Raw genomic sequence first — 19,221 nt, forward strand, 5'->3', positions numbered from 1 at the left:
ACTTACTTACCCAGACGACGGCGCTGCACTCGAGTGCGCTTCAGCATCTTGCGGTGCTTCTTCTTCGACATCCGCTTACGGCGCTTCTTGATGACTGAACCCACGGGTCACAACTCAATTCTTGTTGGCCGCGCGCACGCGGCTGGTGTTCTAGAGACGGGTTGCCGCGACGACGGGACAGGACGTGGAACGTCCTCAGCCTCCGTTGTGACGGCTCCCTCAGGGTACACGGCACCTGCCGCCTTGCCCGAGGGCGACCGCGCTCAACGGGCCGGGACCTGAGGCCGCTGGGTCAGCCGGCTTGGAAGTAGGACTTGCCCAGGAACTCCTGCACAGCGTGCTCCGGCACGCGGAACGACCTGCCGACGCGCACCGCCTCGAGCTCACCCGAGTGCACCAGGCGGTAGACCGTCATCTTCGAGACGCGCATCTGAGTGGCCACTTCGGCGACGGTCAAGAACGTCGGTCCGGATGCCATGTCACCACCTGCTTCCTGAGTGGCACGCGCGCTCTCTGGCTTCCCCACCAGAGAAACAGCGCGCGTGCCTTCATCGAGCCTAGTGCCTCCGGAGGCGTCAGCGACAGTAGTTGTCCAAAATGGGCGTCCGGGAGGGCACCGGATTCGCCCGGCAGCGCAGGAGGGACCGGGCGTCAGGGCAGGTGGTCGAGGCCGTTGAGCGGGAACGAGGCCTCCCGGGTCGCGTGAATCGACCGGTCGAGCCAGCTCGCCGGGTCGAAACCCTGCTCCCAGGCGCGGTAGCCGACCGCGCGGCCATCAGTCATCCGGTGCGGTCCGGGCATGCCGCGCAGCTCCTGGATCCGCGCGCGCCAGCGCTCCGGGGTGGGCGCCTGCGGGTCCAGCGGCTGGCCGGCGACGATCGCCATCAAGTGGGCCCACGCCCGCGGGACGACATCCATGACGGCATATCCGCCACCACCGGTGGCGACCCACTTGCCGTCGCAGACCTCGTCGGCCAGCGCCTTGAGGGCCAGGTAGGACGCCCGCTGGCCGTCGACGCTGAGCATCAGATTGGTCAGAGGATCGTCCATGTGGGAGTCGCACCCCTGCTGCGTCACCAAGATGTCGGGCGCGAACTCGCGCACCAGCGGCGGGACGACGGCGTGGAACGCCCGCAACCAGCCGGCATCGGACGTGCCGGGCGGCAGCGGGACGTTGACGGCCATGCCCTCGGCGCCCTCACCGCCGGTGTCGATCGAGAACCCGGTCCCCGGGAACAGCGTCTGCGGGCCTTCGTGGATCGAGATCGTCAGGACGCGCGGGTCGTTCCAGAACATCTTCTGGACGCCGTCGCCGTGGTGCGCGTCGACGTCGATGTAGACGACCCGTTCGGCACCGTTGTCCAGCAGCCAGCGGATCGCGAGCGCGACGTCGTTGTAGATGCAGAAACCGCTCGCCCGGTCCGGCATCGCGTGATGGAGACCGCCGCTGATGTTGACCGCGCGGGGCGCCTGACCGGTCCAGACCCGGCGGGCGGCCTCGACACTCGCGCCGGCGATGAGGGCGCTGGCCTCGTGCATGTTGGCGAACACCGGATTGTCCTCGGTGCCCAGGTTGACCGTCGGGTCGGCGTGCGTCGGGTGCTGGCTCAGCTTCTGCACCCGCTCGATGTACAGCGGGGTGTGGATCAGGGCCAGCTCGTCCTCGGTGGCCGGCTTGGCCCCGACGACGTCGAGCCCTTCCACGATGCCCAGCTCGTCGGCCAGCTCCATCGTCAGCTCGATGCGGACCGGGGCCATGGGGTGCGATTGCCCGAAGTTGTACTGGGTCAGGTGCTCGTCGTAGACGATGCAGGCGCGGTCGACTGTGGCCTCGGTCATACCCGTCACCTTATTGGGGGGCCGAAAGCTCCGCCGACCGGGCGGCCGCAGCGGCCACCCCGGCCACCAGTCCGGCCTTGACGCCGCGCTCGTCGAAGGTCGTGATCGCGGCATGGGTCGTGCCGTTGGGCGACGTGACCCGGCGACGCAGCTCCTCGGCGGTCTCCTCGGATCCCGCGAGCAGCTTCGCGGAGCCCACCAGCGTCTGCTGGGCCAGGATCCGCGCGGTCTCCGGGTCGAGACCCTCGGCGACGCCGCCGGCGATCATGGCCTCGGCGAGGTAGAAGACGTACGCCGGCCCCGATCCGGAGACCGCCGTCACGGCGTCCTGCAGGGCCTCCTCGACGACCACGACCTTGCCGCCGGACTCCAGGAGCGTGACGACGGCGGCCAGCTGCTCCTCGGTGACGGCCGGGGCCGGCGAGATGCCGAACATTCCCTCCCCCACCAGCGCGGGGGTGTTGGGCATGGCCCGGACGATCGCGACACCGTCGGGGAGCGCGGACGCGATCGCCTCGATGCGGATGCCCGCGGCCAGCGAGACGACCGTGGTGCCGGGCGCCACCGAGCCGGCGATCTCCTGCAGCAACGCCGGCACGTCCTGGGGCTTGACGACGAGCAGGACGACATCGGCGCCGGCCGCGGCCTCGGCGTTGCCGGTGACCTCGACCCCGTAGGCCTCCCGCAGCTCGGCGGCACGATCGTCGCGGCGCTCGCTGATGACGAGGTGGTCGACCGGGTGCCCGGAGGACAGGATCGCCGAGAGGAGGGTCTCGCCCATCACACCGGCACCGAGGATCGCGATCCGTTGAGTCATGCCCCTCACCCTAGTGTCGGGCGCCCTAGTGTTGGGCCGTGCGCCTGCGACCCGACCCGTTCATCGTGGCCCTGGTGTCCGCCGCGCTGATCGCGTCGTTCCTGCCCGCGACGGGCAACCTGCTGGAGCTGTTGAAGCACGCCGCGGTCGTCGCGATCGGCCTGCTGTTCTTCCTGTACGGCGCACGCCTGTCGACCGCGGAGACCATCGCCGGGCTGACCAGATGGCGCCTGCACCTGGTCATCTTGTCGACGACCTTCGTGGTGTTCCCGGTGCTGGGGCTGGCGACGCAGCTGCTGGAGGGCAACCTGCTGCGACCCTCGCTCGCCGCCGGGGTGCTGCTGCTGTGCCTGGTCCCGTCGACGGTCCAGTCGTGCGTCGTCTACACCGGGATCGCCCGCGGCAACGTCGCCGGTGCGGTGGTCAGCGCGTCGATGTCCAATCTGATCGGTGTCTTCCTGACCCCCGCCCTCGTGGCGCTGCTGATGTCGGCGGACGCCCGTGTGGACGCCGGCTCGATCGTGCGGATCGTCCTGCAGCTGCTCGCCCCGTTCGTGCTCGGACAGCTGCTGCGGCCACTCGTGGGAGGCTTCGTGACCCGTCAGGACGCGCGGCTCAAGCTCTTCGACCGCGGCAGCATCGTGCTGGTGGTGTTCGTCGCCTTCAGCGAGGGCGCCGATGCCCACATCTGGGCGTCCCAGACGGTGTGGTCGGTGCTGTCGGTCGCCGTGGTGTGCGCGGCGCTGCTGGCGGCCACGATGACGTGGTGCGTCGTGGTCGGCCGGCTCACGCGCCTGCCCCGCGGCGACCGGGTCGCGCTGCTGTTCTGCGGATCGAACAAGTCGCTGGCCAGCGGCCTGCCGATCGCCTCGGTGCTGTTCGCCGGCGACGCCGTCGCGCTCATCGTGCTGCCGTTGATGCTCTACCACCAGATGCAGATCATCACCGGCGCCCTCCTCGCCCGCCGCCTCGCCCCACCGGCCGAGCCCCAGGGGGAGACGGCCGGACTCAGGCGCTGATGTGCCGGCGCGTGAACTCCAGCGCCTCGACCAGGTCCGCCTCGCGCTCGGCCTGGTCCTTGGCCTTGCGGGTGTTGATCTCGACCACGATCTCCCCACCGAAGTCCGATTCGGCGACGGCCTCCAGGAACTCGGCGCACGGCTGGCTGCCGCGTCCGGGCACCAGGTGCTCGTCCTTGGCCGATCCCGTCCCGTCCGCGATGTGCACGTGCGCCAGCCGGTCGCCCAGCTCGCGCGCCATCGCCAGCGGATCGGAGCCGGCCGTCGAGCTGTGGGACAGGTCGAGCGTCACGTGGGAGTAGTCCTGCTCGACCGGGTCCCAGCCCGGCGCATAGGCGTGGAACTCGCGCTTGCCGGTGCGCCACGGGTACATGTTCTCCACCGCGAAGGTGACCCCGTGCTGGGCCTCCAGATCGGCGATGCCGTCGACGAAGGTGCGCGCGTACTCGCGCTGCCAGCGGAACGGCGGGTGCACGACGACGAGGGACGCGCCGACCTCCTGGGCCATCTCGGCGCTGCGATCCAGCTTGCCCCAGGGATCGGAACCCCACACGCGCTGCGTGACCAGCAGGCACGGCGCGTGGACCGACACCACAGGCATGTCGTGGAATGCGCTGAGCGCCTTGATGGCGGTGATGTCTGCGCTGACGTCGTCGATGCCGACCATGACCTCGACCCCGTCGTAGCCCAGTCGTGCCGCAGCCTCGAAACCGCTGGCGGTCGACCCCGGGTACACCGAGGACGTCGACAGCGAGACGCGGATGGGTTCGGGCACGCCCCCTAGCGTATGACGGCACCCCTCACAGGGCGTCCAGATGCTCCAGCAGCACGCCCTCGCGCAGCGCCCACGGGCAGATCTCCAGCTCCGACAGGTCGAACAGGTCCATCGTCGCCTCGGCGACGAGTGCACCGGCATGCATCTGGTGGGCCCGGTCCGGTGAGACCCCGGGCAACCGCTTGACCGCGTCGGGGCTCATCGTCCGCAGCTCGCTGACCAGACGCGACAGCTCACGCCGGGGCAGCACCCTGCGGACGTACTGCCCCTCCGAGGACGGCGCCGCACCGCAGATGCGAGCCAGGGACCGGAAGGTCTTGCTGGTCGCGACGGCCCGGTCGAAGGCGCCACCACGCAGGATCGCACCGGCCTCGTCGGCGATCGTCGAGCGGATGTGGAGCCGCAGCTCGGAATGGGTCCTGCCGCCCTGGAGCCACTCGCGCGTCAAGCGTCCGGCGCCCAGTGCCATCGACTGCGCGACATCGGGACTCTCGTCGGCTCCCGCGGCGATCTCCAGCGAGCCGCCGCCGATGTCGAAGACGCCCAGGCGTCCGGCGGACCAGCCGAACCAGCGCCGCACCGCGAGGAAGGTCAGTCGCGCCTCGTCAGGACCGGCCAGCACCTGCAGGTCCAGGCCGCTGGCCTCCCGCACCGCCGCGACGACCTCGTCGACGTTGACCGCATCACGCACGGCCGATGTGGCGAAGGCCAGGATCGTGGTGCAGCCCTTGTCCTCGGCCTGGGACCGCGCCGCCACGGCGTACTTGACCAGGCTGCTGACGCCCTCGGGGCTCACGGCCTGCTGGTCGTCGAGGTGCTCGGCCAGGCGCAGCGGTTCCTTGTAGGAATGGGCCGGGACGGGCGGCGCCCCGCGGAACGCGTCGACCACGAGGAGATGCCCGGTGTTGGATCCGATGTCCAGGACGCCCATACGCATGGCGCCATTCTCGCACCTGCAGCCGACCGGTCACACGCGGCAAGGCCGCGTAAACTTCCGGGGATGCCTGAAGTCGAGCTCGGATTCCCGCGGACGTACGTCGAGTTCACCAACCCCGCCGACCCCGACGAGGTGTTCCGGTGCGACCTGACCTGGCTGACGTCGCGCTGGACGTGCATCTTCGGTCAGGGCTGTCCGGGCATCTACGCGACGAGCCCCGAGGCGGGCTGCTGCACCCTGGGGGCGCACTTCTCCGACGATGACGACGCGGAGCGGACCCGGCTGGTCATGGAGCAGCTGACCCCGGCCCAGTGGGAGAACCACGACGAGGGGCACCGCGGCGGCTGGACCGAGACGGACGACGAGGGCGATCTCAAGACCCGCGCGTACCGGGGCGCCTGCATCTTCCACAACTCACGCGACTTCGCCGGCGGGTACGGGTGCGCGCTGCACGGCTACGCGCTCGACCACGGGCTCAAGCCGCACACCACCAAGCCCGACGTGTGCTGGCAGCTGCCGCTGCGCCGGCAGTTCCGCGATGTCGATCGCGGGGACGGCACGACGTACACCGAGACGCAGATCGGTGAGTACACCCGGCCGGGTTGGGGCCCCGGCGGCACGGACCTGGACTGGTACTGCTCGTCCAACACCGAGGCGCACATCGCACCCGAACCGGTCTACGTCACCAACCGCGACGAGCTGACCGCCTTGATGGGTGAAGCCGGATATGCCGAACTGGCCCGGTATTGCAGGCAGCACGAGCAGGGCGGCGCAAATACACCACACCCGGCCGATCCCTTGAGATGACCCCCTCCGTGTCGCGCGTCACGGGCTGGGTCAGAATGCCGTATGCACCTCGATCACGTCTCGTTCGCAGTGGGCCCCAACGGTCTCGCCGGCACCACCGCTGACCTGGGTCAGCTGCTCGGCGCCTCATTCCTCGACGGCGGTGTCCACCCCCGGTTCGGCACCCGCAACATGATCCTTCCGCTCAAGAACCGGCAGTACCTCGAGGTCGTCGAGGTGCTGGACCACCCGGCGTCGGACAAGGCGGTCTTCGGCAAGGTCGTGCGCGAGCGGTCCGAGGCCGGCGGCGGCTGGATGGCCTGGTGCGTGTCGGTGGACGACATGACCGAGGTCGAGCACCGCATCGGTCGCCACGCCGTGCCGGGCAACCGCCGTCGTCCCGATGGCTTCAACCTGCAGTGGCGCCAGATCGGGACCAGCAGCATGCGGGCCGATCCGCAGCTGCCCTACGTCACGAGCTGGGACATCGATCCGTCCGAGCACCCGTCCCAGATGGCCCCGTCCGACATCGAGCTGGTGGCGCTGGACATCGCCGGCTCGCCGCAGCGGCTCTCGGACTGGCTCGGCGAGACGGTCGTCGACGCCCTCGAGGAGATCCAGGTCAACTGGACCGCCCCGCACGGGCTGCCGGGCATCATGGCCGCGACGTTCCGGACCCCCAACGGGGACGTCCGGATCTAGCGCGGGACCTCGTCGACCCGTTCCTGCTGCGCCAGCTCGAGCTGGGGTGCGACCTCGGCGAGGTATCCGCGGCGCCACAGGGCGTACACCCAGCAGGCGGCGAGCACCGAGCCGAGGGCGCCCAGTGCCATGTCGCTCAGCGTGTCGGCGTAGGCGCCCATCCGCTCGGGCGACCACCGCAGGAATGTGAAGTACTCCGCGATCTCCCACACCAGCGCAGCACTGACCCCGAACGCCAGGCCCCGTTCCAGCACCGCGCCCAGGGACGACGTACGGTGCATCGTCAGCATGATGACGGCCGCCGACAGCAGCCCCGTGTTGACGAAGTGCAAGATGTTGTCGAACGGCTCGATGGTGTCGTACAGGTTCAAGAAGTTGCCGAACATGTCGCTGAAGCACACGATCGTGATCAGGAAGTCCGCAGTCCACGGGAACGAGGCGCGCGGACGCCACCAGGTGAACCAGATGAACGGGATGGCGAACGCCACGAGCGGGTAGCTGATGGCCCGCGGCGCCAGCCCCTTGCCGTCCAGATGGCTCATTCCGGGGACCAGCACGGCCAGCCCGACCAGCAGCAGCAGACCGGTCTTGGCCGCGATGTCGGCAGTCCTCAGGACGGGCGGCGGTGGGTACCGGGTCTCCACGGCGACGGACGTCATGGGCCAAGTTTAGGTGTCCGGTGATGGAACCGGGCCACCGGACGTCTTTCGGGAGCGGCGCCGCGGCCCCGGACTGTCGGTGCGCTGACCTAGGCTGACGCCATGGCCAGCACCAAGACCGCCCGTCCGGCATATGTCTGCGCCGAGTGCGGCTGGACCACCAGCAAGTGGGTCGGACGCTGCGGGGAGTGCCAGGCATGGGGCACCGTCGACGTCGCCGCACCCGCTCGCACCGGACGCACGCAGGCCGCACCGGTCTCCTCCCCCGCGGTGCCGATCAGCCAGGTCACGCTCGAGTCCGCCCGGTCGGTGGGCTCGGGCATCGGCGAGCTGGACCGGGTCCTGGGTGGCGGGGTCGTCCCCGGCGGCGTGCTGCTGCTGGCCGGCGAGCCGGGCGTGGGCAAGTCGACCCTGCTGCTGGAGGTCGCGGCCCGGTGGGCCCGGGCCGGCCGCCGCACCCTGTACGTGTCCGGCGAGGAGTCCGCGGCCCAGGTGCGCCTGCGGGCCGAGCGCACAGGCGCCATCGAGGACAACTTGTACCTCGCCGCCGAGACCGACCTGGGCGGCGTGCTGACCCACGTCGAGACGGTCGCGCCGAGCCTGCTGATCGTCGACTCGGTGCAGACCATCGGCTCGGCCGACGTCGACGGCGTCCCCGGCGGGGTGACCCAGGTCCGCGAGGTCGCCTCGGCCGTCATCCAGCGCGCCAAGCGCGACAACATCGCCACGTTGCTGGTCGGCCACGTCACCAAGGACGGCTCGGTCGCCGGTCCGCGGGTGCTGGAGCACCTCGTCGACGTCGTGCTGCAGTTCGAGGGCGACCGCAGCTCGCGGCTGCGCCTGCTGCGCGCGATCAAGAACCGGTTCGGGCCGGTCGACGAGATCGGTTGCTTCGACCTGGTCGACGACGGCATCGTCGAGGTGCCCGATCCCACGGGCCTGTTCGTCTCACGGCACGAGCAGCCGGTGTCGGGCACCTGCGTCACCGTCACGATGGAGGGACGCCGGCCGCTGCTGGCCGAGGTGCAGGCCCTGAGCGTCGCGACGTCGACGCCATCGCCGCGCCGGACGTCCAGCGGCCTGGACTCCGCGCGCGTGGCGATGATCCTGGCCGTCCTGACCAAGCACTGCCAGGTCAACCTCGGCCAGCTCGACGTCTACACGGCGTCGGTGGGCGGCGCCCGCCTGGTCGAGCCGTCGGTCGACCTGGCCGTCGCGATCGCCACGCTGTCGGCCGTCACGGGGCGGGTCGCACCGACCGATCTGGTCGCGATCGGCGAGGTGGGGCTGGCCGGCGAGGTCCGCAAGGTCAGCAATCTGGCCGCCCGGCTGCGCGAGGCGGAGCGCATCGGATTCAGGCGGGCCGTCGTCCCGGCGGGCTCCGAAGGGCTGGCCTCCTTCAGCGGGGACATGTCGATCCGGGCGGTGCACACCATCGGCGAGGCCATGCAGTGTCTGGATGCGTCACCACGCCTCCTGCGCCCCGTAGACTGACCCCGACCTGAGTGATGGGAAGTGTCATGGCAAGTGCTGCCGAGCGCCAAGCGGCGAGCCTGGACGCTGCCACACGCCTGCGCTCGACCCTGTCCTCGGTCGCTCCCGGCACCGCCCTGCGTGAGGGCCTGGAGCGCATCCTGCGCGGACGTACCGGTGCCCTGATCGTCGTCGGCCACGACAAGAGCGTCGAGGCGATCTCGACCGGCGGATTCGCCCTCGACGTCCCCTTCACCGCCACGGGCCTGCGCGAGCTGGCCAAGATGGATGGCGCGATCATCCTGGACAAGGACGCCAGCCGCATCGTGATGGCCGGCGTCCACCTGATGCCCGATCCGTCGATCCCCACCGAGGAGACCGGCACCCGCCACCGGACCGCCGACCGGGTCGCCCGGCAGACCGGCGTCCCGGTCATCTCGGTGTCGGCCTCGATGCACATCATCGCGCTGTACCTGGAGGACCTGCGGCACGTGCTGGAGGACACCGGCGCGGTGCTCGGGCGCGCCAACCAGGCGCTCCAGACCCTCGAGCGCTACCGCAACCGGCTCGACGAGGTGTCCGACGCCCTGTCGGCGCTGGAGATCGAGGACCTCGTGACGGTCCGCGACGTCTCGGCCGTCGCCCAGCGCCTCGAGATGGTCAGCCGCATCGCCGGCGAGATCGACACCTACGTCCTGGAGCTCGGCACCGACGGCCGCCTATTGGCCCTGCAGCACGAGGAGCTCATCGCCGGCGTCGATGCCGAGCGCGAGCTCATCATCCGCGACTACATGCCCACCGGACGCCGCGCGCGTCCGTTGGAGGCCGTGCTGGCCGAGCTCGCGGCGATCGAGTCGTCCAACCTGGTCGATCTCGGCGCGGTCGCCCGCGCCCTGCGGATCGGCACCGCCGAGACCCTGGACGGACCGCTGGCACCCCGCGGCTACCGCCTGCTCGCCAAGATCCCCCGCCTTCCGGCATCGGTCGTGGAAGGGCTGGTCGAGCACTTCGGCTCGCTGCAGAAGCTGCTCGCGGCCAGCATCGAGGACCTGCAGAACGTCGACGGGGTCGGCGACCTGCGCGCCCGCGGCGTCCGCGAGGGCCTGTCCCGGCTCGCCGAGTCCAGCATCCTCGAGCGGTACGTCTGAGCCTGCTCAGCCCGCCGGTTTCGCGGTGTTCTTCGGCGGAGCGGGTGCCGGCGTCGTCGGCGCGGGCGGTGCCGGGGTCGCCGCAGCCGGGGGCGCGGCCGGATCGGGGGCGGCGGGCGGCTCAGCGGTCTTGGCAGGAGCCGGTCGCGGGTCGAGCGTGAACGTCGTCTTGCCCGGCTCGCCGCCGAGCGTCCCGATCTGCAGCGTGTACTTGCCCGGGGTGGCCCACCCCTCGTTGGTGGTGCAGTGCAGCCCGGACCCGCGCCCGGTCCACTGCACCGTGGCCATCGTCGCCCACTGCGGTGAGATCGGCACCGCAGTCGTCAGCAGCGACGACTTGCAGACCGTCGAGTCCCACACGGCCGTGCCGTTGGCACTGATGACCGCGATGGCCTCGGCGTCGTCGGGCCGCAGCGTGCACGGCGCCGTGTCCGTGGAGCTGACCACCAGACCGATGTCGACCGGGCCGCGGGTCAGCTGACCGGGGCGGACCGTCGGGGTGATGCGGACCTTCTGCGGATCGCAGGGCTTGACCGCCTTCTTCACCGCCACGTCGACGATCCCGTTGGTCACGGTCTTCGGGACCGGCGGCGTGGTCGGGACAGGTGCCGCCGTGGTGGTCGCGGTCGTCGTCGGATCCGTCTTCGCCGAGGCGTCCGACTGGCCGTCGTCGCCGGTCACCTGCTGCACGACCCACACCAGGCCGATGACGACCGCCAGGAGGAGCAGGCGTCGACGCCAGTAGATCGCTGCCGGTAACCGTCGCTGACTCACGGTCACACGATATGCGGCCGGACCCGCGTGCGAAGATCGACGCGCCATGACGTCATCGATGCCACCCCCGATCGTCGATCCGACCCGCCTCCACGACGCCGTGATCGACTGGTTCGGCCGCGCCGCCCGCGACCTGCCGTGGCGCCGGGACGCGACACCATGGGCCGTCATGGTCTCGGAGTTCATGCTGCAGCAGACCCCCGTCGCGCGGGTCCTGCCGGTCTACGAGGCCTGGCTCGAACGCTGGCCGACGCCGGCCGATCTCGCGGCCGAGCCGGCCGGCGAGGCGGTCCGGGCGTGGGGACGACTGGGCTATCCCCGCCGCGCGCTGCGCCTGCACGCCGCCGCGACGGCCATCGTCGAGGGGCACGGCGGGCAGGTGCCCACCTCGCCGGAGGATCTGCGGGCCCTGCCCGGCGTCGGCGAGTACACCGCCGCGGCCATCATCTCCTTCGCGCACGGCGGCCGTGCCGTGGTGATGGACACCAACATCCGGCGGGTCCTCGCCCGTGTCGTGACCGGGGTGGAGTTCCCCGCCGCTGCCGTGACGGCGGCCGAGCGCGAGCTGGCGACATCCCTGCTGCCCGCCGAGCGCGCGCACGTCTGGGCCGCCGCGACGATGGAGCTCGGGGCGCTGGTGTGCACCGCACGGTCGCCGCAGTGCCAGGTCTGCCCGGTGGCCCAGATGTGCCGCTGGCGCGCCGCCGGCCATCCGGCGCACGACGGGCCGCCCCGCCGCGGCCAGTCGTGGGAGGGCACCGACCGGCAGTGCCGCGGCCGGCTCATGGCGGTGCTGCGCGATGCGACCGGGCCGGTCGCCAAGGCGGCCCTGGACGTCGTGTGGCCGGACGCCGCACAGCGCGAGCGCGCCCTGGACGCCCTGGTGGCCGACGGCCTGGTCGAGCCGCTGGAGGACGAGACCTACGCACTGCCCGGGACATGACGAGGCCCCCGCAGCATGCGCTGCGGGGGCCCGGTCGGTCGTTCCGGTGGATCACTCCGTGCCGGGAGCGACCGCCTCGACGGCCGGGGGAACCTCGGGCATCTCGAGCTCGAGCTCGGCCTTGTCGCGGCCCTCGAACGTGAACGCCGCGTCGACGCCCTCGCCCTCGACGCCGACCAGGACGATCTGGCCCGGCCGCAGCTCGCCGTAGAGCAGCTTCTCGGCCATGACGTCCTCGATCTCGCGCTGCACCGTGCGGCGCAACGGACGAGCACCCAGGACCGGGTCGAAGCCACGCTTCGAGAGCAGGTCCTTGGCCTCCATCGTGAGCTCGATGTTCATGTCCTTCTCGGCCAGACGCTTCTCCAGCGAGGAGATCATCATGTCGACCATCTGCAGGATCTCCTCCTGCGTCAACGGCGGGAAGACGATGATCTCGTCGACACGGTTGAGGAACTCAGGCCGGAAGTGCTGCTTGAGCTCGATCGACACGCGCTCCTTCATCTTGTTGTAGGAGCCCGCGGTGTCGCCGGCCTGGCTGAAGCCCAGGTTGACGCCCTTGGAGATCTCCCGCGCACCGAGGTTGGTGGTCATGATGACGACGGCGTTCTTGAAGTTGACGACGCGCCCCTGACCATCGGTCAGGTGACCTTCCTCCAGCACCTGCAGCAGCGAGTTGAAGATGTCCGGGTGGGCCTTCTCGATCTCGTCGAACAGCACAACGGAGAACGGCTTGCGGCGCACCTTCTCGGTGAGCTGGCCACCCTCTTCGTAGCCGACGTAGCCCGGAGGCGAGCCGAAGAGGCGCGAGACGGTGTGCTTCTCGCTGTACTCCGACATGTCGAGCTGGATCAGGGAGTCCTCGTCGCCGAACAGGAAGTTCGCCAGCGCCTTGGACAGCCAGGTCTTGCCGACACCCGACGGCCCGGCGAAGATGAACGATCCACCGGGACGCTTCGGGTCCTTCAGGCCGGCGCGCGTACGACGGATCGCCCGCGACAGGGCCTTGATGGCCTCGTCCTGGCCGATGACCCGCTCGTGCAGCTCCGCCTCCATGTTGAGCAGGCGGCTGGACTCGGCCTCGCTGAGCTGGCCGACGGGGATGCCGGTGGCCTTGGCGAGCACCTCGGCGATGAGCTGCTCGTCGACGACCGCGACACTGTCCAGGTCGCCGGACTTCCAGGCCTTCTCACGCTCGCTCTTGGCGTTGATGAGCTTCTTCTCCTCGTCGCGCAGGGAGGCAGCGGCCTCGAAGTCCTGCGCGTCGATGGCGCCTTCCTTGCGGCGGCGGACGTCGGCGATCTGGTCGTCGAACTCCTTGAGCTCCGGCGGCGTCGCCATGCGACGGATGCGCAGGCGGGCCCCGGCCTCGTCGATCAGGTCGATCGCCTTGTCCGGCAGGAACCGGTCCGAGACGTAGCGGTCGCCCATCGTCGCCGCGGCCACAAGGGCCTCGTCGGTGATGGAGACGCGGTGGTGCGCCTCGTAGCGATCGCGCAGACCCTTGAGGATCTCGACGGTGTCGGCGACCGACGGCTCGTCGACCACGATCGGCTGGAAGCGACGGTTGAGGGCCGCATCCTTCTCGAAGTGCTTGCGGTACTCGTCCAGCGTCGTGGCGCCGACGGTCTGCAGCTCACCACGCGCCAGCATCGGCTTGAGGATGCTGGCCGCGTCGATCGCGCCCTCGGCGGCACCCGCACCCACCAGGGTGTGGATCTCGTCGATGAACAAGATGATGTCGCCACGCGTGCGGATCTCCTTGAGCACCTTCTTGAGGCGCTCCTCGAAGTCGCCGCGGTAGCGCGAGCCGGCCACGAGCGCGCCGAGGTCGAGCGTGTAGATCTGCTTGTCCTTGAGCGTCTCGGGGACGTCGCCACGGACGATGTCCTGGGCGAGGCTCTCCACGACGGCGGTCTTGCCGACGCCGGGCTCGCCGACCAGCACCGGGTTGTTCTTGGTGCGCCTGGACAGCGTCTGCATGACCCGCTCGGCCTCGTCGGCCCGGCCGATGACCGGGTCGAGCTTGCCCTCGCGGGCGGCCTGGGTCAGGTTGCGGCCGAACTGGTCGAGGACGGCGGACGTGCTGGGAGCGGACTCGCTCGGCGCGCCGGCGGCCTCGGCCTCCTTGCCCTGGAAGCCGCTGACCAGCTGGATGACCTGCTGGCGGACGCGGTTCAGGTCGGCTCCGAGCTTGACCAGCACCTGGGCTGCGACACCCTCGCCCTCACGGATGAGGCCGAGCAGGATGTGCTCGGTGCCGATGTAGCTGTGGCCGAGCTGCAGGGCCTCGCGGAGGCTGAGCTCCAGGACCTTCTTGGCACGCGGCGTGAACGGGATGTGGCCGCTCGGGGCCTGCTGGCCCTGGCCGATGATGTCCTCGACCTGGCCGCGGACGGCCTCCAGCGAGATGTCGAGGCTTTCGAGCGCCTTGGCGGCAACGCCCTCGCCCTCGTGGATCAGGCCGAGGAGGATGTGCTCCGTGCCGATGTAGTTGTGGCTGAGCATGCGCGCCTCTTCTTGGGCGAGCACGACCACGCGACGAGCACGGTCAGTGAATCTTTCGAACATTCGTCCCCCTCGGGCTGGACTATCAGTTCAGTTTAGTCGGGTGTGGAAATCCGCGAGTCAGACGCCCACGTGTTTAACTCAACCGCCCCCCGGCCCCAGGCGTTCCCTCGTTCGCCGTGGGCGTAAAGGCGCCGCGCTGTTTGCCAGGGGAACCCCCGGGGCAGTCGGGCTACTCAGCGCGTGTGGTCGGGAACAAGATGGCGTCGCGGATGCCGATGCCCTGCAGCAGCATCACCAGCCGGTCGACGCCGAAGCCCAGGCCACCGGCGGGCGGCATGCCGAACTCCAGCGCCCGCAGGAAGTCCTCGTCGACGTCATTGGCCTCGGGATTGCCCGCGGCGGCCTGACGCGCCTGCTCCTCGAGCCGCTCGCGCTGGATGACCGGGTCATTGAGCTCGGAGTACGCCGGGGCCAGCTCGACGCCGTTGATGATCAGGTCCCACGCCTCGACCAGGCCGGGCTTGGTGCGGTGCTTCTTGGCCAGCGGGCGGACGGACTCGGGGTAGTCGCGCACGAACGTCGGCTGGATCAGGGTGTGCTCCACGAGCTTCTCGTACAGCTCCAGCACGATCTCGCCGGCGTCCCAGCCGTCCTTCAGGGCGACGTCGTGGGTGGCGGCCAGGGCCACCAGCTCCTCGACCGTCGTGTCCGTGTCGACGGTCCGCCCCACGGCCTCGCTGACCAGACCGTGCACCGTGGCGTGGCGCCACGGCTGCTCCAGGTCGATCTCGCTGCCGTCGCGTCCCGTGACGACGGTCTTGCCGACCGCCCGGGCCGCGTCGAGCACGAGCTCGCGGGTCAGCTCGGCCATCGTGTCGTAGGAGCCGTACGCCTCATATGCCTCGAGCATCAGGAACTCGACGTTGTGGGTGTTGTCGACGCCCTCGTTGCGGAACGTCTTGGCCATCTCGTAGACCTTGTCGATGCCGCCGACCAGGGCCCGCTTGAGGTGCAGCTCCAGCGCGATGCGCAGCAGCGCCGGCTCGTCGAAGGCGTTGACGTGGGTGCGGAACGGACGGGCCGCGGCGCCGCCGTTGGTGTGCTGCAGCACCGGGGTCTCGACCTCGATGTAGCCCAGGCGGTCCAGCGTCGCGCGCAGGGACTGCATGACCTTGGCCTTGACCCGGACGTTGTCGCGCGCCTCAGGCCGCACGATCAGGTCGACGTAGCGCATGCGGCTGCGCGCCTCGTCCGACAGCGGCGCGTGCTCGTTGGGCAGCGGCCGGACCGTCTTGGCAGCGAGCTGCCAGCTGCTGGCCATGATCGACAGCTCGCCGCGCTTGCTGGTGATGACCTCGCCGGTCACGGCGAGATGGTCGCCGATGTCGACGGTCGACTTGAACTCCGCGAGCTTCTGCTCGCCGACGCCGTCGAGGGAGATCATGGCCTGCAGCGGCGTGCCGTCGCCGGAGCGCAGGGCCGCGAACACCAGCTTGCCGGTGCCGCGCAGGAAGATGACCCGACCGGCGACGGTGACGACGTCACCGGTCTGCGTGTCGGGGCCGAGCGCCTCGGCGTCGTAGGCGTCAACGATCTCGCGCAGGGTGTGCGTGCGACCCACGACGACGGGATAGGGATCCTCGCCGCGGTCGATGACCTGCTGGCGCTTGTCCAGCCGCACCCGCATCTGTTCGGGCAGGTCCTCGTCGGGGGTCTTGGTCGCGTCGCTCACGAGGGTTCACTCTAGTGCTGCCACCACGGCCGCGGGCTGGCGCGTCAGCCGTGGTTCTTGTCGTGGATGAGCCGCAGCCCGGTCAGCGTGAGGTACGGGTCGCGAGTCGTGATGGTCTCGCAGTGGTCGACGACCGAGCCGGGGAAGGAACCGGTGGCGATGACCGTCACGTGGTCCGGATCGGCGCCCAGCGAGTCGATGATGCGGTTGACCATGCCGTCGACCAGGCCGGCGAAGCCGAACACCAGGCCGGACTGGAGCGCCTCGACGGTGTTCTTGCCGACGACGTCGCGGGGCACGGCCAGCTCGACGCTGCGCAGCTGCGCCCCTCTGCTGGCGAGCGCCTCGAGCGACAGCTCCACGCCGGGCGCGATCGCCCCGCCCACGTACCGGTTGTCGGCGTCGATGACGTCGAAGATCGTCGCGGTGCCGTTGAGGTCGACCACGATCGCCGGGCCGCCGTACAGCTCGGCCGCCGCAAGCGCGTTGACGATGCGGTCGGCGCCCACCTCACGGGGATTGTCGGTGTGGATGGGGATGCCGGTCTTGACCCCGGGCCCGACCACGGCCACCGGGAGCCCGGCGTAGTAGCGCTCCTGCATCGAGCGCAGCTCGACCAGGATCGACGGCACCGTGCAGCACATGCTGACCGCATCGATCGAGTCGATCCCGGAGCGTGCCGCGAGCCCGGTGATCAGCACCTGCCACTCGTCGGCGGTGCGCCGCTCGTCCGATGACACCTGCCAGTGCTCGATCAGCCCGTCCTCGTCGGTCGGAGCGGCCGACATGTCGAAGGCACCGATGGATGTGTGGCTGTTGCTCACGTCCAGGCACAGCAGGATCATCGCGACCGCCTCAACGAGCCGCGACGAGTGGGTTCTCCACGATGTCGCCGCGCACCAGTCCCTGTCCGTCCGGCACCGCGGCCGGATCGGTGCCCAACGTCATGACCTTGTTGTCGGCATCGACGAACACGACGCTGGGCTCGAACGTACGGGCCTCGGCATCGTCGAGCTGCGCGTACGCGATCAGGATGACCAGGTCGCCGGGGTGGACGAGGTGCGCCGCGGCGCCGTTGATGCCGATGACGCCCGAGCCGCGCTCGCCGGCGATCGTGTAGGTCTCCAGGCGGGCGCCGTTGTCGACGTCGACGATGTGCACCAGCTCGCCGGGCAGCAGGTTCGCGGCGTCCAGGAGATCCTCGTCGACCGTGACGGAGCCGACGTAGTGCAGATCGGCCTGCGTGACCGTCGCGCGGTGGATCTTGGACTTCATCATGGTGCGGATCATGGTCAGCTCTTTCCGAGGGTAAGGCCGATGTTGTCGAGGAGTCGGGGCTTGCCGACCCGGGCTGCGACCAGCAGCCGGGCCTCGGCGCCCGCGACCGCGGGGCCCAGCTCGGGATCGGTGAGAACGAGGTAGTCCAGGTCGACGTCGGCGGGATCGATCACGGCGTGCGCGGCTGCCAGCACGGCATCGGGGCCGTCGGCTGCTGCGGCGACGCCTGCACGCAGGCCGGCCGACAGCACGGCGGCGGTGCTGCGCTGCTCGTCGGTCAGGTATCGGTTGCGCGAGCTCATCGCCAGCCCGTCGGCCTCCCGCACGGTCGGGCAGCCGACGATCTCGACGCCCAGCGCCAGCTCGCGGGACATCTGGGAGATCAGCGTCAGCTGCTGGTAGTCCTTCTCGCCGAACACCGCGACGTCAGGACGCACCAGGCCGAACAGCTTGGAGACCACGGTCAGCACGCCGCGGAAGTGCGTCGGCCGGGTCGCTCCCTCGAGGATCGTGCCGAGCGGTCCGGGATCGACGGTGATGGTGTCGACCAGGCCGGACGGGTACATCGTCTCGACGGCCGGGGCGAAGACGACGTCGACCCCCGCCTCGGCGCACCGCTGGAGATCGGCCTCGAACGTGCGCGGATAGTCCTCGAAGTCCTCACCCGGCGCGAACTGCGTCGGGTTGACGAAGATCGAGGCCACGAGGGTCTCGGCGAGCGGCCGGGCGTGCTTGAGCAGCTGGACGTGGCCGTCGTGCAGGGCCCCCATCGTGGGGACCAGGGCGACCGTGGACGTCCCTCGGGCGGCCTGCAGCTCGGCGCGAGTGCGGGCGACGATCGGGCCGGTCATGGTCAGAATCCCGCCGCGATGTGTGCCATCGCGTCCCAGTCGGCCTCGTCGAGCACCTGGCGGATCGTGCCGGCGGTGGCCGGCGCGATCCGGCGATCGGCCTCGGCGCGACTTGCCGTGGCGCGGGCCAGCTCGAGGTACGCGGCGGTGGTGGCGTCGTCGACGTTCGCGGCGGCCAGCGCGTCGACGTGGGCCCGGATCGTCGTGACGTCGCCGCGCACGACCGGACCGGTCAGGGCGGCATCGCCGTAGGCCAGGACGTTGTCGAGCGCTGCGGTCAGCAGCGGCCGCAGGACGCCCGCCGGATCCTGCGCGCCGGCGTCCCTCAGCAGGTCCATCGACTGGGCCACCAGCGTCACCAGGTGGTTGGCGCCGTGTGCGAGGGCCGCGTGGTACAGCGCGCGATCGGACTCCGCGACCCACATGGGGACGCCGCGCAGCGCTGCGACGAGCTCCTCGGCGAGCGCGCGATCGGCCGGCGCCGCGGTGAGACCGAACACGGGTCCGCGGTCGAAGTCGACCGCGGTGCCGGTGAACGTCATGGCCGGGTGGAAGGCGATGGGCCGGGCGCCGAGCCGGGTCAGCGCGGCCAGGGCGTCGAGCCCGTGGCGTCCGCTGGTGTGCAGCACGTACTGGCCCGGGCGGACCGCACCGGAGGAGGCGAGCTCCTCGGCGACGGCGATCAGGTCGTCGTCGGGGACGGCCAGGATCAGGACGTCCGCCGCGGCGGCGACCTGCGCCGGCTCGAGCACGGAGACACCCGGCAGCAGGGTGCTGATGCGCAGGCGGGTCGCGGCGGAGCGTCCGCTGACACCGACGACGGGGTAGCCGGCGGAGCGCAGGCGGGCGGCCAGCACGGAGCCGACCTTGCCTGCTCCGACGACGCCCATGGAAAGACGCGACATGTGATGCCTTTCGTTCCAGTCCCTGACGGGTACCAGACAAATTGACACCGGAAGTCTAGCCCCGAAGACCCG

At 70.4% G+C, this 19,221-nt stretch carries 20 protein-coding genes; 6 read left to right on the top strand and 14 right to left on the bottom strand.

The genetic code is table 11. The annotated features are described in order from the left end of the window. Positions 1 to 2: 2 nt before the first annotated feature. From NQV15_RS15990 to proC, 4 genes are all read right to left on the bottom strand, one after another. Complete coding sequence (locus tag NQV15_RS15990; RefSeq protein WP_019143756.1) at positions 3 to 104, bottom strand: 30S ribosomal protein bS22; 102 nt, start codon at positions 102 to 104, stop codon at positions 3 to 5. 188 nt (positions 105 to 292) lie between these two features. Beyond that, a complete protein-coding gene (locus tag NQV15_RS15995; protein ID WP_232403871.1) occupies positions 293 to 478 on the bottom strand; it encodes a helix-turn-helix domain-containing protein in 186 nt (61 codons plus the stop codon). A 173-nt stretch (positions 479 to 651) separates the two neighbouring features. Then, on the bottom strand, positions 652 to 1,839 hold the full coding sequence (locus tag NQV15_RS16000; protein ID WP_232403872.1) for an acetoin utilization protein AcuC: 1,188 nt from the start codon (positions 1,837 to 1,839) through the stop codon (positions 652 to 654). 10 nt (positions 1,840 to 1,849) lie between these two features. Beyond that, the gene (gene proC, locus NQV15_RS16005; RefSeq protein WP_232403874.1) at positions 1,850 to 2,656 is read right to left on the bottom strand and encodes a pyrroline-5-carboxylate reductase; all 807 of its coding nucleotides are present in this window, start codon (positions 2,654 to 2,656) and stop codon (positions 1,850 to 1,852) included. Between the two features lie 38 nt (positions 2,657 to 2,694). Here proC and NQV15_RS16010 point away from each other — a divergent pair, with 38 nt between their 5' ends. After that, a complete protein-coding gene (locus NQV15_RS16010; protein ID WP_232403876.1) occupies positions 2,695 to 3,675 on the top strand; it encodes a bile acid:sodium symporter family protein in 981 nt (326 codons plus the stop codon). On the opposite strand, the gene NQV15_RS16015 is transcribed toward NQV15_RS16010, so the two are convergent. Together NQV15_RS16015 and NQV15_RS16020 are read right to left on the bottom strand one after the other, a co-directional pair. Further along, positions 3,665 to 4,450, bottom strand: a complete 786-nt coding sequence (locus NQV15_RS16015) for a sugar phosphate isomerase/epimerase family protein (protein WP_232403879.1) — start codon at positions 4,448 to 4,450, stop codon at positions 3,665 to 3,667. The two genes, NQV15_RS16010 and NQV15_RS16015, sit on opposite strands and share 11 nt — an antisense overlap. A 25-nt stretch (positions 4,451 to 4,475) precedes the next feature. After that, positions 4,476 to 5,387, bottom strand: a complete 912-nt coding sequence (locus NQV15_RS16020; RefSeq protein ID WP_232403880.1) for a Ppx/GppA phosphatase family protein — start codon at positions 5,385 to 5,387, stop codon at positions 4,476 to 4,478. Positions 5,388 to 5,450: 63 nt separating this feature from the next. Between NQV15_RS16020 and NQV15_RS16025 the strand changes: the two genes are divergently transcribed. Continuing rightward, entirely contained in the window at positions 5,451 to 6,194 is a 744-nt protein-coding gene (locus NQV15_RS16025; RefSeq protein ID WP_232403881.1) for a hypothetical protein, read from the top strand. Between the two features lie 42 nt (positions 6,195 to 6,236). Next, a complete protein-coding gene (locus tag NQV15_RS16030; RefSeq protein ID WP_232403882.1) occupies positions 6,237 to 6,875 on the top strand; it encodes a VOC family protein in 639 nt (212 codons plus the stop codon). On the opposite strand, the gene NQV15_RS16035 is transcribed toward NQV15_RS16030, so the two are convergent. After that, entirely contained in the window at positions 6,872 to 7,534 is a 663-nt protein-coding gene (locus NQV15_RS16035) for a hypothetical protein (protein WP_232403883.1), read from the bottom strand. The genes NQV15_RS16030 and NQV15_RS16035 overlap by 4 nt on opposite strands. Before the next feature lie 102 nt (positions 7,535 to 7,636). On the opposite strand from NQV15_RS16035, the gene radA reads away from it, so the two are divergent. After that, complete coding sequence (gene radA, locus NQV15_RS16040) at positions 7,637 to 9,028, top strand: DNA repair protein RadA (RefSeq protein WP_232403884.1); 1,392 nt, start codon at positions 7,637 to 7,639, stop codon at positions 9,026 to 9,028. A 26-nt stretch (positions 9,029 to 9,054) separates the two neighbouring features. After that, the gene (gene disA / locus NQV15_RS16045; RefSeq protein ID WP_232403886.1) at positions 9,055 to 10,155 is read left to right on the top strand and encodes a DNA integrity scanning diadenylate cyclase DisA; all 1,101 of its coding nucleotides are present in this window, start codon (positions 9,055 to 9,057) and stop codon (positions 10,153 to 10,155) included. Between the two features lie 6 nt (positions 10,156 to 10,161). On the opposite strand, the gene NQV15_RS16050 is transcribed toward disA, so the two are convergent. After that, positions 10,162 to 10,929 (bottom strand): hypothetical protein, encoded by a 768-nt coding sequence (locus NQV15_RS16050; RefSeq protein WP_232403887.1) that lies wholly within the window; start codon positions 10,927 to 10,929, stop codon positions 10,162 to 10,164. Positions 10,930 to 10,975: 46 nt separating this feature from the next. Between NQV15_RS16050 and NQV15_RS16055 the strand changes: the two genes are divergently transcribed. Beyond that, the gene (locus tag NQV15_RS16055) at positions 10,976 to 11,872 is read left to right on the top strand and encodes an HhH-GPD family protein (protein ID WP_257125063.1); all 897 of its coding nucleotides are present in this window, start codon (positions 10,976 to 10,978) and stop codon (positions 11,870 to 11,872) included. 51 nt (positions 11,873 to 11,923) lie between these two features. Here the strand turns inward: NQV15_RS16055 and NQV15_RS16060 are convergent, their stop codons facing one another. The 6 genes from NQV15_RS16060 to NQV15_RS16085 all read right to left on the bottom strand — a co-directional run bounded on the left by NQV15_RS16060 (position 11,924) and on the right by NQV15_RS16085 (position 19,149). Beyond that, the gene (locus tag NQV15_RS16060) at positions 11,924 to 14,443 is read right to left on the bottom strand and encodes an ATP-dependent Clp protease ATP-binding subunit (RefSeq protein WP_232403891.1); all 2,520 of its coding nucleotides are present in this window, start codon (positions 14,441 to 14,443) and stop codon (positions 11,924 to 11,926) included. Between the two features lie 169 nt (positions 14,444 to 14,612). Next, positions 14,613 to 16,070: a lysine--tRNA ligase gene (gene lysS / locus NQV15_RS16065; protein WP_232404015.1), complete on the bottom strand. Its 1,458-nt coding sequence runs from the start codon at positions 16,068 to 16,070 to the stop codon at positions 14,613 to 14,615. Positions 16,071 to 16,159: 89 nt separating this feature from the next. After that, positions 16,160 to 16,960 carry a type III pantothenate kinase gene (locus NQV15_RS16070; protein WP_232403892.1) on the bottom strand — a complete coding sequence of 267 codons (801 nt, stop codon included), beginning with the start codon at positions 16,958 to 16,960 and terminating at the stop codon, positions 16,160 to 16,162. Positions 16,961 to 16,970: 10 nt separating this feature from the next. After that, complete coding sequence (gene panD, locus NQV15_RS16075; protein WP_232403895.1) at positions 16,971 to 17,405, bottom strand: aspartate 1-decarboxylase; 435 nt, start codon at positions 17,403 to 17,405, stop codon at positions 16,971 to 16,973. A gap of 2 nt (positions 17,406 to 17,407) precedes the next feature. Next, positions 17,408 to 18,244: a pantoate--beta-alanine ligase gene (gene panC, locus NQV15_RS16080; protein ID WP_232403897.1), complete on the bottom strand. Its 837-nt coding sequence runs from the start codon at positions 18,242 to 18,244 to the stop codon at positions 17,408 to 17,410. Positions 18,245 to 18,246: 2 nt separating this feature from the next. Next, positions 18,247 to 19,149 (bottom strand): Rossmann-like and DUF2520 domain-containing protein, encoded by a 903-nt coding sequence (locus tag NQV15_RS16085; protein WP_232403899.1) that lies wholly within the window; start codon positions 19,147 to 19,149, stop codon positions 18,247 to 18,249. Positions 19,150 to 19,221: the final 72 nt, after the last annotated feature.

Origin of the sequence: Aeromicrobium wangtongii (genome assembly GCF_024584515.1) — a bacterium.
Lineage (GTDB): Bacteria > Actinomycetota > Actinomycetes > Propionibacteriales > Nocardioidaceae > Aeromicrobium > Aeromicrobium wangtongii.

Bases quoted from the DNA above. Each gene is read 5' to 3' on its own strand.
- NQV15_RS15995 (WP_232403871.1), bottom strand. From the start codon at position 478: ATGGCATCCGGACCGACGTTCTTGACCGTCGCCGAAGTGGCCACTCAG.
- NQV15_RS16000 (WP_232403872.1), bottom strand. From the start codon at position 1,839: ATGACCGAGGCCACAGTCGACCGCGCCTGCATCGTCTACGACGAGCAC.
- proC (WP_232403874.1), bottom strand. From the start codon at position 2,656: ATGACTCAACGGATCGCGATCCTCGGTGCCGGTGTGATGGGCGAGACC.
- NQV15_RS16020 (WP_232403880.1), bottom strand. From the start codon at position 5,387: ATGCGTATGGGCGTCCTGGACATCGGATCCAACACCGGGCATCTCCTC.
- NQV15_RS16025 (WP_232403881.1), top strand. From the start codon at position 5,451: ATGCCTGAAGTCGAGCTCGGATTCCCGCGGACGTACGTCGAGTTCACC.
- NQV15_RS16030 (WP_232403882.1), top strand. From the start codon at position 6,237: ATGCACCTCGATCACGTCTCGTTCGCAGTGGGCCCCAACGGTCTCGCC.
- NQV15_RS16035 (WP_232403883.1), bottom strand. From the start codon at position 7,534: ATGACGTCCGTCGCCGTGGAGACCCGGTACCCACCGCCGCCCGTCCTG.
- radA (WP_232403884.1), top strand. From the start codon at position 7,637: ATGGCCAGCACCAAGACCGCCCGTCCGGCATATGTCTGCGCCGAGTGC.
- disA (WP_232403886.1), top strand. From the start codon at position 9,055: ATGGCAAGTGCTGCCGAGCGCCAAGCGGCGAGCCTGGACGCTGCCACA.
- NQV15_RS16055 (WP_257125063.1), top strand. From the start codon at position 10,976: ATGACGTCATCGATGCCACCCCCGATCGTCGATCCGACCCGCCTCCAC.
- NQV15_RS16060 (WP_232403891.1), bottom strand. From the start codon at position 14,443: ATGTTCGAAAGATTCACTGACCGTGCTCGTCGCGTGGTCGTGCTCGCC.
- lysS (WP_232404015.1), bottom strand. From the start codon at position 16,070: ATGCGGGTGCGGCTGGACAAGCGCCAGCAGGTCATCGACCGCGGCGAG.
- NQV15_RS16070 (WP_232403892.1), bottom strand. From the start codon at position 16,960: ATGATCCTGCTGTGCCTGGACGTGAGCAACAGCCACACATCCATCGGT.
- panD (WP_232403895.1), bottom strand. From the start codon at position 17,405: ATGATCCGCACCATGATGAAGTCCAAGATCCACCGCGCGACGGTCACG.
- panC (WP_232403897.1), bottom strand. From the start codon at position 18,244: ATGACCGGCCCGATCGTCGCCCGCACTCGCGCCGAGCTGCAGGCCGCC.
- NQV15_RS16085 (WP_232403899.1), bottom strand. From the start codon at position 19,149: ATGTCGCGTCTTTCCATGGGCGTCGTCGGAGCAGGCAAGGTCGGCTCC.